Annotated in this window: 11 protein-coding genes; 7 read left to right on the top strand and 4 right to left on the bottom strand. The window is 58.9% G+C overall.

All coding sequences use genetic code 11. The features are described from left to right. Positions 1-176: 176 nt before the first annotated feature. From AB4N33_RS17340 to AB4N33_RS17330, 3 genes are read left to right on the top strand one after another with little or no spacing between them, the layout of a single operon-like run. Positions 177-2,369: an FUSC family protein gene (locus tag AB4N33_RS17340; protein ID WP_476457855.1), complete on the top strand. Its 2,193-nt coding sequence runs from the start codon at positions 177-179 to the stop codon at positions 2,367-2,369. Further along, a complete protein-coding gene (locus AB4N33_RS17335; protein ID WP_460117923.1) occupies positions 2,359-2,559 on the top strand; it encodes a DUF1656 domain-containing protein in 201 nt (66 codons plus the stop codon). The genes AB4N33_RS17340 and AB4N33_RS17335 overlap by 11 nt, the downstream gene beginning before the upstream one ends. Before the next feature lie 23 nt (positions 2,560-2,582). Continuing rightward, positions 2,583-3,434 carry an efflux RND transporter periplasmic adaptor subunit gene (locus AB4N33_RS17330; protein WP_460117921.1) on the top strand — a complete coding sequence of 284 codons (852 nt, stop codon included), beginning with the start codon at positions 2,583-2,585 and terminating at the stop codon, positions 3,432-3,434. A 3-nt stretch (positions 3,435-3,437) separates the two neighbouring features. Here the strand turns inward: AB4N33_RS17330 and AB4N33_RS17325 are convergent, their stop codons facing one another. The 3 genes from AB4N33_RS17325 to AB4N33_RS17315 form a co-directional block, all read right to left on the bottom strand. Then, positions 3,438-3,827 carry a DUF4440 domain-containing protein gene (locus tag AB4N33_RS17325; RefSeq protein WP_476457854.1) on the bottom strand — a complete coding sequence of 130 codons (390 nt, stop codon included), beginning with the start codon at positions 3,825-3,827 and terminating at the stop codon, positions 3,438-3,440. 126 nt (positions 3,828-3,953) lie between these two features. Further along, entirely contained in the window at positions 3,954-4,778 is an 825-nt protein-coding gene (locus AB4N33_RS17320) for an SDR family oxidoreductase (protein ID WP_476457853.1), read from the bottom strand. Positions 4,779-4,809: 31 nt separating this feature from the next. Then, positions 4,810-5,274, bottom strand: a complete 465-nt coding sequence (locus tag AB4N33_RS17315) for a multidrug transporter (RefSeq protein ID WP_460117916.1) — start codon at positions 5,272-5,274, stop codon at positions 4,810-4,812. A gap of 163 nt (positions 5,275-5,437) precedes the next feature. Here AB4N33_RS17315 and AB4N33_RS17310 point away from each other — a divergent pair, with 163 nt between their 5' ends. The 4 genes from AB4N33_RS17310 (at position 5,438) to AB4N33_RS17295 (ending at position 10,180) form a co-directional block, all read left to right on the top strand. After that, positions 5,438-8,122 carry an RHS repeat domain-containing protein gene (locus AB4N33_RS17310; protein WP_476457852.1) on the top strand — a complete coding sequence of 895 codons (2,685 nt, stop codon included), beginning with the start codon at positions 5,438-5,440 and terminating at the stop codon, positions 8,120-8,122. Positions 8,123-8,296: 174 nt separating this feature from the next. Further along, positions 8,297-8,455 (top strand): hypothetical protein, encoded by a 159-nt coding sequence (locus AB4N33_RS17305; protein ID WP_476457851.1) that lies wholly within the window; start codon positions 8,297-8,299, stop codon positions 8,453-8,455. A gap of 36 nt (positions 8,456-8,491) precedes the next feature. Next, positions 8,492-8,737: a hypothetical protein gene (locus AB4N33_RS17300; RefSeq protein ID WP_476457850.1), complete on the top strand. Its 246-nt coding sequence runs from the start codon at positions 8,492-8,494 to the stop codon at positions 8,735-8,737. A gap of 45 nt (positions 8,738-8,782) precedes the next feature. Then, entirely contained in the window at positions 8,783-10,180 is a 1,398-nt protein-coding gene (locus tag AB4N33_RS17295; RefSeq protein WP_476457849.1) for an RHS repeat-associated core domain-containing protein, read from the top strand. A 118-nt stretch (positions 10,181-10,298) separates the two neighbouring features. On the opposite strand, the gene AB4N33_RS17290 is transcribed toward AB4N33_RS17295, so the two are convergent. Further along, a complete protein-coding gene (locus AB4N33_RS17290) occupies positions 10,299-11,750 on the bottom strand; it encodes a mannose-1-phosphate guanylyltransferase/mannose-6-phosphate isomerase (protein WP_460117914.1) in 1,452 nt (483 codons plus the stop codon). Between the last annotated feature and the right edge of the window lie 37 nt (positions 11,751-11,787).

The raw sequence follows: 11,787 nt of genomic DNA, 5'->3' as shown, positions 1-11,787 counted from the left end.
CGCTGTGGAACTGGCCCTTTATGGGACTGCCCCCTGTGGGAGCGGGCTTGCCCGCGATGAGGTCATAGCATTCAACACCCATGTCGACTGTTAAACCGTCATCGCGGGCAAGCCCGCTCCCACATGTGAAGCTCCACAGGTGCAGGTTTATTTAAATTTCCTTGAGCAAAATATCCATGACTCCCTTGCCCGCACCGCTGCGCTGGCTCTACTCCCTCGACTGGCGTCGCGGTTTCTTCGACTGGGCACGCAGCGATGGCGTGACCTGGGTCTACATCTTCAAGGTGCTGCTTGCCGCCTTCCTGACCCTGTGGCTGGCGATGCGTCTGGAACTGCCGCAGCCGCGCACGGCGATGATCACCGTATTCATTGTCATGCAGCCGCAGAGCGGCCAGGTGTTCGCCAAAAGCTTCTACCGATTCCTCGGCACCCTGACCGGCTCGGCAGTGATGGTGGCGCTGATCGCGTTGTTCGCGCAGAACACCGAGCTGTTCTTGGGTTCGCTGGCGATCTGGGTGGGCATCTGTTCGGCCGGTGCGGCGCGCTACCGCAACTTCCGCGCCTATGGCTTCGTGCTGGCCGGCTATACCGCCGCCATGGTCGGCTTGCCGGCGCTGGCCCATCCGGACGGTGCCTTCATGGCCGCCGTCTGGCGCGTGCTGGAAATTTCCCTGGGGATTCTTTGCGCCACCGTGGTGAGCGCCGCGATCCTGCCGCAGACCGCCAGCGCGGCGATGCGTAACGCCTTGTACCAGCGCTTTGGTGTGTTCGCCCTGTTCGTCACCGACGGGTTGCGCGGTCGTAGCCCGCGCGAGGCGTTCGAGGCAGGCAACGTGCGCTTTAGCGCCGAGGCGGTAGGCCTGGAAGGTCTGCGAAGCGTCACCGTGTTCGAAGACCCGCACATGCGCCGGCGAAACGGTCGATTGAGCCGGCTGAACAGCGAATTCATGGGCCTGACCACGCGCTTCAACGCCTTGCACCAGTTGCTGGAACGCTTGCGCGCCAGTGCGGCGGATCATGTGGTGGCCGCGATCAAACCCGGCTTGCAGGACCTTGCCGAAGTGCTCGACGGCTTCAGTGGTCGCGCCCTGACCAGCCCGGATGCGGCGCGTCTGGTCCAGGCCATGGCCGCCTACAAGGAAGCGTTGCCAGCGCGGGTGCGCAGCCTGAGGGCCACATTCCAGGAGACCGGCCCAAGCGACGACGAGCAACTGGACTTCCACACCGCCTATGAACTGCTGTATCGCTTCGTCGATGACCTGCACGGTTACGCACAGACCCACGCGTCCCTGGCCGATCACCATCACGAACGCGAGCAATGGGACGAACCCTTTACCCCGCAAACCAATTGGATGGCCTCGGCGGCGTCGGGCATTCGGGCGGCATTCATCCTGGTGGTGCTGGGCAGTTACTGGGTGGCGACGGCCTGGCCGAGTGGGGCGACCATGACGCTGATCGCGGCGGCCACAGTGGGTTTGTCCGCCGCCACACCCAATCCCAAGCGCATGGCGTTCCAGATGGCCTGCGGGACCTTCCTCGGGGCATTGATCGGCTTCGTCGAAATGTTTTTCATCTTTCCGTGGATCGATGGTTTTCCCTTGTTGTGCGTGATGCTGGCGCCGGTGATCGTGCTGGGTTCGTTCCTGACCTCTCGGCCGCAGTACGTCGGTGTCGGCCTGGGCCTGCTGATTTTCTTCAGCACCGGCTCGGTGCCGGACAACCTGACGATCTACAACCCTTACACCTTCATCAACGATTACATCGCCATGGTGCTTGGCATGCTGGTGTGTGCCGCCGCCGGGGCGATCATCATGCCGCCCAACAGCCGCTGGCTGTGGCGTCGCCTGGAGCAGGACCTGCGCGGGCAGGTGGTGTTTGCGATCAGCGGCAAGCTCAAGGGCCTGGCCTCGAGCTTCGAAAGCCGCACCCGCGACCTGCTGCACCAGGCCTACGGTTTCGCCGCCGGCCAACCCCAGGTGCAGCGCGAATTGCTGCGCTGGATGTTCGTGGTGCTGGAAGTCGGTCACGCGATCATCGAGTTGCGCAAGGAACAGGCGATCCTGCCGGTGCATCCGGCCTACGCCGAATCCCAGCCGTGGCGCCAGGCAATCCGCGTGATGGGGCGCTCGCTGGTGCGGCTGTTCCTGCAACCGAGCGCGAGCAACCTGGAGCGCGGCCTGATCGCTGTGGACCACGCCATCAGCCGTGTGCAGGCCACCGACGAGCCGTTCGCGCCGCACTTTGACACCTCGGCCCTGCGCCGGGTCAAAAGCTACCTGCACTTCATCCGCAGCTCCCTGCTCGACCCGCAATCACCGCTGGCCGCCTACGCCAAAACCTCGCCCCAAGGATCTGCCCATGCCTCGTGAAATCGCCTTCCACGGCGTGTACATGCCGACCATGACGCTGATGTTCCTGATTGCCGCCGTGCTGGCCTGGGCGCTGGACCGATTCCTGTCCGGGTTCGACCTGTACCGCTTCTTCTGGCACCCGGCGCTGCTGCGCCTGAGCCTGTTTACCTGTCTGTTCGGCGCGTTGGCGCTGACTGTTTACCGTTGACTCTCTACCTTGAGAAGGCCCCGATGAAAAAGCTTTTCAGCCTGCTTGCCACCCTGTTGGTCCTGGCGCTCGCGCTCTGGGTCGGCCGGACCCTGTGGGTGCACTACATGAACACGCCCTGGACCCGCGACGGTCGGGTGCGTGCCGACATCATCAACGTGGCCGCCGACGTCACCGGCGAAGTGGTGGATGTGCCGGTGCGCGACAACCAACTGGTGAAGAAGGGCGATCTGCTGATGCGCATCGACCCCGAACACTACCGCCTCGCGGTCAAACAGGCGCAATCGCTGGTGGCGTCACGCAAGGCCACCTGGGAGATGCGCAAGGTCAACGCCCATCGCCGCGCCGACCTGGACAACCTGGTGATCTCCCGGGAAAACCGCGACGACGCCAGCAACATCGCCGACTCGGCCCTGGCGGACTACCAGCATGCGCAGGCACAACTGGAGGCGGCGGAACTGAACCTCAAACGCACCGAAGTGCGGGCGGCGGTGGACGGCTACGTCACCAACCTCAACGTCCATCGCGGCGACTATGCGCGCATCGGCGAAGCGAAAATGGCCGTGGTCGACATGAACTCGTTCTGGGTCTACGGCTTCTTCGAGGAAACCAAGCTGCCGCACGTGCGGGTCGGCGACAAAGCCGACATGCAGTTGATGAGCGGCGAGGTGTTGAAAGGGCATGTGGAGAGCATTTCCCGTGGCATCTACGACCGCGACAACCCCGAGAGCCGCGAGCTGATCGCGGATGTGAACCCGACGTTCAACTGGGTGCGCCTGGCACAACGGGTGCCGGTGCGCATTCACATCGATGAAGTGCCGGAGGGTGTACTGCTGGCGGCGGGGATTACCTGCACGGTCATCGTTAACGAATAAGCCTCAGCAAAACGTCTCGTGCAGGTGCCGCCAGAGAATCCGGCCTTCCACTCGCTCGAACACCACCGTCGAGCGGCGATCGGAATGCAGGCCGGTGGCATCGGTCTGCTGCTCGCGGTAGCTGACGGTGGCGCCGCCGTCGTGCAGGGCAATGCCACGCAACTCGCTCAGCTCGATGCGAAAACCGAGCTTCTTGCCACCGGCCAGCAGGAACAACTCGTTGAGCGCGGCGAAGTCCAACTGCCGGCCCAAGGGCGAGACCATGGAAAACTGGGGTGAGAAACGGGTGAGCAAGCGGTCGAGTTCGGAGGCGTCGCGTTCTTCGGCCAGCCATTGCTCGATGAGCACGTGGGCCTGGATCACTTCTTCGAAGTACTCGGTGTAGTCGGTCATGTTTTTTTACCTGGAATTTATCGGGTGGCTGTTCGGGCCTCATCGCGGGCAAGCCCGCTCCTACAGGGATTTGTGAACACCGCTCCCCTGTAGGAGCGAGCTTGCTCGCGATGGGGTCAACTTGGTCTAGAGCTGTCCCCGCAACCCAAACCGCTTCATCAACGCCGACTCCAGCAACCCCTTGGGCAGCAACCCCGCCATCAGCGGCAACGCACGACTGCCATTGCCCAGGCGTACCAGCCGCGGCGGCTTGCCCTGTTGCACCGCCTTGAGCACTCCGGCGGCGAACTCGCTGGCGGGGGTCGGTTTGTCCTGGGACGCCTTGGCCCGCGCGCGGATGCCTTCGCGCAAGGCGAACCACGGTGATTGCTCGCTGATCAACTGCTCGGCCTGCTCCCCGGCATTCTTGGCGAAGCTTGACGCGATCGCTCCCGGCTGCACTTCCATCACCCGCACACCGAACGGCGCCAGTTCCATGCGCAAGGCATCGCTCAAGGCATGCACCGCCGCCTTCGAGGCGCAATAGGCGCCGGCGAACGGTGTGACCAGCACGCCCGAGACGCTGCCGATGTTCACTACCAAGCCCTTGGCACGGCGTAACACCGGAAAAAACGCGCGAGTCACACCGACGATGGCAAACACATTGGTTTCGAACTGGCGCTGCATGGCCGCCACGCCGCCGTCCAGCAGCGGCCCCATGGCGCCGTACCCCGCGTTGTTGATCAGTACGTCGAGGCCGCCATGCTGCTGGTTGATCTGCTCGGCCAGTTGCTCGAGCACCGGGCCGTCGTTGACGTCCAATTGCACGGCGTTAAAACCCGCCGCTGCCAGCGCGGCAACATCTTCAGCCTTGCGTGCGGTGGCCCAGACCTTGAAGCCTGCGGCCTTGAACACATCGGCCAGGGCGCGGCCAATGCCGCTGGAACAACCGGTAATCAACGCAACAGGCATGGCGCGGTCCTTGTGCAAGAAGAAGGAAAAGTCAGTCGGAGAAACTACCCTGCAAATGCTCGGCGCGAAACTCCAGGGTTTGCGGGCGATAGCCGGGGCGCAGCGGTGGCATGGGCAGGCAGTCTTCCCAGTTCGCCCCGGCCTGCAACTCGCCGGGTCCCCGGTAACGGGGTGCGGTGTATTGGTTATCGGCCAGGTTGACCGTATCGCCCGGGGCGTAGGCGGCAACGCGCCAACGCAATTCGGTCAGGGGCACGTCGTTGCCATTGTTCATCGTCAGTTGCAACGGACGATCCGCCGGGCACTGATCCGGCGCGTAGCTGATGCGCAACTCGAGCCGCGCCAGTTGCTTGACCTCGCGATTGTCCAGCCAGATGACCCAGGTGGCCACCAGCCCCAGGCCAATCACGGCCGCCACCGAAACGGGCAAGGCCTTGGCCGGGTAACGCACCAGCAGAATCAACCAGGTGATGACCAGCAGGACGCCAATGAACATGTCGTGCAACCTCGGGAGCAGAGGGGAGCATCGTACCTAAGCGTGGGGGAGGTTGGCGATGGCAGGTGCCCGGTGACCGTTCGTCGAGCCTGTGATTTGTGACAGTAGAATCGCCGCGGCTTTCGGTTTTAGCTGGGATGCTTACCGGCATGAGGATGGGAAGATGCAGGCGAGTCTATCGAACCTCAACCAGCACACGCCAAAACTGGCGGTCGTCGAGCCGCGGGGGTTGGGGGTGCGTTCGGTGGATTATTACCGCGCACTGGAAAATGAAGATGTCGAAGCACGGGTCAATCGAACGGAGCATGACGCGCTGGGTCGTGAGAGTGCTTGGTGGGATCCACGGTTGTTCGTGACGGTGGCTGCGCCAGCCAACCTGATTCACCGCCACGGGCTGTCGGGTACTTTGATTTCCACCGACAGCGTGGATGCCGGTCTGCGTGTAAACGTGGTCGGTGAGGCTGGACAACAGGTACAAGTCCTGGATGGTCGAGGCACTCAACGCCGGCTCCTTTATGACAACCAACTACGACTGACAACGCTGTTTGAGTATCCGTCCGAGGGAACGGCAGTGTGTGCAGAGTGTTTGACGTATGCCGCCGATGACCAGATGGCTGCCGATCACAATCAATGCGGTCGATTGACCGAGCATAAGGATCTGGCGGGCAGTCTGGCATTCGTTGAATACGCTATGAGCGGGCTGGTGCTTGAGCAGCAACGCTGTTACGCGGACCAACCACAGACCCTATTCACTACTCATTTTCATCATAATCCGGTGGGCGACATGCTTTCGCACACCGATGCACGGGGCCACGAGCGGTTTTTCAGCCACACTGCGGATGGCAAGTTGAGCGCGGTGTCTGTGCGTCTTAGTCAAAACACCGAACGATTGCCGATTGTCAGCGGCATTACCTATGACGCTCATGGTCAGGTGACGCGGGAAACTGCGGGTAACGGCGTGCTGACCGATCTTGAATATGCGGCAGCCGATGGTCGATTGATACGCCTGACATCGCGCTTGGGACAGAGAGAGCCGTTGCAGGATCTGCGCTATGCCTACGATGCGGTGGGTAATATCGTGTGTATTGAAGACGCCGTCCTGCCTGTTCGTCATTTTGCCAATCAACTCGTCGAGCCTGTACGCCGCTTTCGGTATGACTCTCTTTACCGTTTGATTGAGGCCACGGGCTGGGAGGCCGGTGGAGTCAGGCAGGGGCCAGACTCGGCACCGAACCCAGACCCCGCCGTGGCCGGTAACTATCGTCAGAATTACCGCTATGACGCTGGCAACAACCTGCTGGAATTGACTCACATCGGCCCGCAGAACCACAGCCATAGGCTGATCGCGGCCCGCCATAGTAACCGCTGCCTGGCTGTTCGTGAGAATGTCGAGCCCACCGAACAGGACTTGCGGGACGGTTTCGATGCCAATGGTAATCTGCTGGCGCTGCAACCGGGGCGATTGTTGCGCTGGGATCTGCGCAATCAGTTGAGCGAAGTGCGACCGGTTGAACGTGACGGCAGCGACAGTGATTGTGAACAATACCGTTACGGTGCTGATGGCATGCGAGTGAGCAAAATCCGGTCGTTGCTCGCCAACGCTCGGTCGGTAGTCATTCGGACACTTGATTTACCGGGTTTGCACGTACGTAGCCACGGCGGTACAGGTGAGTTGTTGCATATCGTCGATGTATCGACCGGCCGTGGCAGCGTACGGATACTGCATTGGGAGGCGGGAAAGCCGCATTCAATTCCCAACGACCAACAGCGTTACGATCTAACGGATCATCTTGGGTCGGGTACGATGGAACTCGATCAGGACGCTAACATCATCACCTTGGAAACGTATTACCCGTTTGGTGGCACTGCGTGGTCAAGCGGCGACGCGGTGCAGGTGAGTTACAAGACGGTGCGCTATTCGGGCAAAGAGCGGGATGCAACGGGGCTTTATTATTACGGGTTCAGGTATTACATATCCTGGTGGCAGCGCTGGTTGAATGCGGACCCCGCAGGAAGCGTGGACGGGATCAACCTTTATCAAATGGTCCGCAGCAACCCTGTCAGTCTGCAAGATTACGATGGGCAAGAGAGTAATTTCAAGAAATTATTCAAGTCTGAGCAGGGGGATATGATGTTTGGTTTATCCAAGGTCCTAATAGGAAAGTTAAGCTGGTTTTCAATGATCTCTCATCCTGGTGAATTGTTGGCGATGTACATGTCGGGGCCGGAAGTTTCCTCACTGGAGGGTCAGCTACGTCCCCTGAGAATACATCTCAGAAAAGCGGATGACATTTTGTCGGGCGGCGGGATGCAAGTTGATAAGTCGATCGAGGAGCGAGTTTGGAAAAATTATATTGACCCGGTAAATGAAAAGTTATTTATTGTCGAAAGGAAAAGTTACGAGAATATCAAGTTGATGAAGGATTCCTGGTCGACAAATTCAGCTTATAAGAATTTTGCCAAGGCCTATGCTGATGAGTTGTCTGAAAGTAAATACTCAATATATGAGACTGTTTACCGATACTTGGATTTAAGTAGTGAAGAGTTTTCAATGAAGTTGGTAAATCGTATTAGTAAGGGCGGTCTTTCTACATTGCTGAAATCAAAAAACTCCGCCATCGTTCATTTTATGCTTGATGAGGTAGACATGGAGAGGGTGGTGTTGAAGACTCTACCTTCTCCGACTTCATCAGAGTTGCGATATCTGTACCGTAATCGCCAGCAATTGGCCGATAAGGTTTTGTTTTACAAGAACAATGAGCTCGTGGATGCGCCTTGGCGGACAGACCGCACGCTGTGGCAGCGTTATCAGCCTCGCTCGGAACGAAATTTCACGACGCGTCACTGAAGACCGGCAGGGCTGCGCGCACAACCTCGCGGGATAGACGCTCATCCTGCCTAAGGGTGAGTCAGGTTGGCGATGGGGGGCGACCGTGACCGTTCGTCGAGCCTGTGATTTGTGACAGTAGAATTGGCTCGGCTTTGGGTTTTAGCTGAATGCTTAATGGCACGAGGTTGAGTGATGCAGCCGATCCTATTGATAGGCGCCATTGAGTACAACGCCCATGACCAGCGCGAACGCGAAGTGGCCGGCAATGGTGTGATCACCACGCTTCAATACTCCGCGGCGGACGCCAGGCTGACAAGCTTGCGTGCTCACAGGGGCACCGACCTGCTTTAAGACCTCGCCTATGAGTATGACGCCAAGGGCAATGTAGTGCGCATTCAGGACGGTGCGCTGCCGACTCGATACTTCGCCAACCAGCGCATTGATCCGGTCAACCTGTACACCTACGACAGCCTTGACCAATTGACCAGCGCAACGGGTTGGGAAGCGGGTGTCCCGAGCAAGGGGCCTCACTTTTTTACCTTCGATGATCCTTCACCACGCAGTGCTTACCGGCAATCGTATCGTTATGACCGTGGCGGCAATCTTTTGGAGTTGAGCCACGAAGGACCGTAAAGCCACGGGCATTGCCTGGTAGTGGCGTCTTCAAGCAATCGCTGTTTGCCGGTTGTTGAAGGAGTGGAACCGGGAGATGAGGATTTTCGCAACGGCTTTGATGGCAATGGCAACTTGCTGAAGGTGCAGCCGGGGCAACTGTTGAGTTGGAACTTGCGTAACGAGTTGCGCGAGGTACAGACAGTCGTCCGGGATAACGGGACAAATGATCATGAAATATACGTTTACGGCGCCGATGGCATGCGTGTTCGCAAAGTTCGCTCAGTGCATGCAGGCGCCCGCATGATAAAGGCAGAAGTTCGTTACTTGCCGGGTCTGGAAATACGCACTCACAGTGGCACCGGTGAAGTGCTGCATGTGATCAGTGTCCAGGCTGGGCGCAGCAACGTTAAGGTTTTGCATTGGCAATCTCCTGCGCCAAGTGCCAACGATGCATACCGTTTCAGTTTTAACGATCAGTTGGGCTCCTGCCTTATGGAAGTGGATGTTGACGGTGGGGTAATCAGCCAGGAACGGTACCACCCGTTCGGGACCACAGCTTGGTTCGCTGGGCGCAGCGAAGCCGAATCGGATCTCAAATGGATGCGTTACTCGGGCCAGGAGCGAGATGCAACCGGCTTTTACTACTACGGATTCAGGTTCTACTTGCCCTCCTGGCAGCGCTGGTTGAATCCGGACCCTGCGGGAAATGTGGATGGGCTAAATTTGTACAGGATGGTTGAGAACCGGCCAATGGTTTTCAAGGATCATTCAGGGCTCGCCCCGGTAGTTGGCGAAGGCGTCAAACTAGACGCAACCGTGGCCCCCACCCAGCCAGAACACAAAGAGCAGGCTGAAGTGACGTTCGTTTCCTACCGTGTGCAAGGCCTCAAGGAACGTTTATCCACTGTGGACGAGCAATCACAGGGGCGGGCTGAGCGGGTGAGCACGAAGTTCACGCATAAAGTCGTGTTAAAAACGATCGTGATGACAGAGCCAACATCAAAGGATCCAGATAAGACGAAAGTCAGCAAATTTTTTAATCGGGTGAGTGATCATGAATGGGAGTTTATGCAGAACTACAAATTTGCGGATGCCGGAGAAATTTTCGCCAACGATGTATTCAGAAAACAATATGAAGTCGCTAGCAGGCGAAATGACAAGTTCGGTGTGCTGCCCAGTACCATCCGCAGGTCAAAAGTAAAAAACCAAACAACGTTGGATCAGACTCAAGGCCTTGAAAGCGGTAGCCCTGAGTTAATGGAAGCCTTTTTCCAAGGCCCCAACGGTAAAACGACAAAAAAAGTCATGGAGGATTTCGGTCTGATTGCCACGGGTGTAACTATTGAGCCCAATGGCAAGGACCTGGACTTCGTCGTCGCCGTCAAGCCAATCGATGATCATGAAGTCATGTTGTCGACTCAAAAAAGATCGCCATCCAGAACAGTGGCGGGACATTTGTAGCCGCGACCCGGCCAGTCGGGTTATCCCTTCCCTGTGTAATACAAAAAAGCCCCCACCCAACCCACTGCGGATAGGGGACGCAGTGGGCTGGATAGGGGCTTCTCGTTCTGCTCGACGCTTACTGCGCGATGGTTTTCACCGAAACGCCGCGCTCGATCGGGGTCGACCGGCCGTAGATGTCTTCAAACCGCTCGATATCGTCTTCGCCCAGGTAGCTGCCCGATTGCACCTCGATGATTTCCAGCGGGATCTTGCCCGGGTTGCGCAGGCGGTGGACCGAGGCAATCGGGATGTAGGTGGACTGGTTTTCGGTGAGCAGGAACACGTTTTCATCGCACGTCACTTCGGCGGTGCCGCTGACGACGATCCAGTGTTCGGCGCGGTGGTGGTGCATCTGCAGCGACAGGCAGGCGCCTGGCTTGACCGAGATGTGCTTGACCTGGAAGCGGCCGCCCATGTCCACCGAGTCGTAGGAACCCCATGGACGGTAGACTTCACAGTGGTTCTGGGTTTCGCTGCGGCCCTGTTCGTTGAGGGTGTTGACCATCTGTTTCACGCCCTGGACCTTGTCCTTGTGCGCAATCATCATGGCGTCCTTGGTTTCAACGACCACGATGTTTTCCAGGCCGATCACCGACACCAGTTTGCCGTTGCCGTGGATCATGCAGTTCCTGCTGTCCTGGACCACCACGTCGCCCTTGGTAACGTTGCCGTCGGCGTCCTTCTCGTTCACTTCCCACAACGACGACCAGCAACCGACATCGCTCCAGCCGGCGGTCAGCGGCACGACGCAGGCGCGCTGGGTTTTTTCCATCACCGAGTAGTCGATGGAGTTGTCCGGGCAGCAGGCGAAGGTGGCTTCGTCGATCATCACGGTATCGACGTCCTGCTCGCTGCGCTCAAGGGTCAGCATGCAGTTGTCGTAGATGTCAGGATCATGCTTTTTCAGCTCTTCGAGGAAGCGGCTGGCGCGGAACAGGAACATGCCGCTGTTCCAGAAGTAGCCGCCGGACTGCACGTACTCGGTGGCACGTTTGACGTCCGGTTTTTCAACGAAGTGCGACACGCGGCTCACACCTTCGGGCAGCAACGAATCATTGGCCGACTTGATGTAGCCATAGCCGGTTTCCGGTTTGGTCGCCGGCACGCCGAACAGCACCATTTCGCCGTTCTCGGCGGCGACCGTGGCCAGGGCCAGGGCGCGTTGCAGCGCTTTTTGGTCTTCCAGCACGTGGTCGGCCGGCAGCACCAGCATCAGATCATCACGGCCTTCGTTGACCAGCATCATCGCGGTCAGGGCGACCGCTGGCGCGGTATTGCGCCCGAACGGTTCCATCAGGATGCGCTGGGTGTCCAGTTTACGAGCAGCGAGTTGCTCGTTGACGATGAATCGGTGGTCCTTGTTGCAGACCACGATCGGGGTGTCCATGCCTTCGAACACCAGGCGTTCCAGGGTTTGCTGGAACAGGGTGTGCTCGCCGGTCAGGGCCAGGAACTGTTTAGGGAACTGCTTACGGGAAAGCGGCCAAAGACGTGAGCCGCTACCACCTGACAAGATCACCGGAATCATGTTGTTACTCCTTAAAAATCAGTAGGGAGCCACGAGC

The organism is Pseudomonas sp. S1_E05 (genome assembly GCF_056337105.1).
This window is presented reverse-complemented; position numbering and strand designations above follow the sequence as displayed.

Bases quoted from the DNA above. Each gene is read 5' to 3' on its own strand.
- AB4N33_RS17340 (WP_476457855.1), top strand. From the start codon at position 177: ATGACTCCCTTGCCCGCACCGCTGCGCTGGCTCTACTCCCTCGACTGG.
- AB4N33_RS17335 (WP_460117923.1), top strand. From the start codon at position 2,359: ATGCCTCGTGAAATCGCCTTCCACGGCGTGTACATGCCGACCATGACG.
- AB4N33_RS17330 (WP_460117921.1), top strand. From the start codon at position 2,583: ATGAAAAAGCTTTTCAGCCTGCTTGCCACCCTGTTGGTCCTGGCGCTC.
- AB4N33_RS17325 (WP_476457854.1), bottom strand. From the start codon at position 3,827: ATGACCGACTACACCGAGTACTTCGAAGAAGTGATCCAGGCCCACGTG.
- AB4N33_RS17320 (WP_476457853.1), bottom strand. From the start codon at position 4,778: ATGCCTGTTGCGTTGATTACCGGTTGTTCCAGCGGCATTGGCCGCGCC.
- AB4N33_RS17315 (WP_460117916.1), bottom strand. From the start codon at position 5,274: ATGTTCATTGGCGTCCTGCTGGTCATCACCTGGTTGATTCTGCTGGTG.
- AB4N33_RS17310 (WP_476457852.1), top strand. From the start codon at position 5,438: ATGCAGGCGAGTCTATCGAACCTCAACCAGCACACGCCAAAACTGGCG.
- AB4N33_RS17305 (WP_476457851.1), top strand. From the start codon at position 8,297: ATGCAGCCGATCCTATTGATAGGCGCCATTGAGTACAACGCCCATGAC.
- AB4N33_RS17290 (WP_460117914.1), bottom strand. From the start codon at position 11,750: ATGATTCCGGTGATCTTGTCAGGTGGTAGCGGCTCACGTCTTTGGCCG.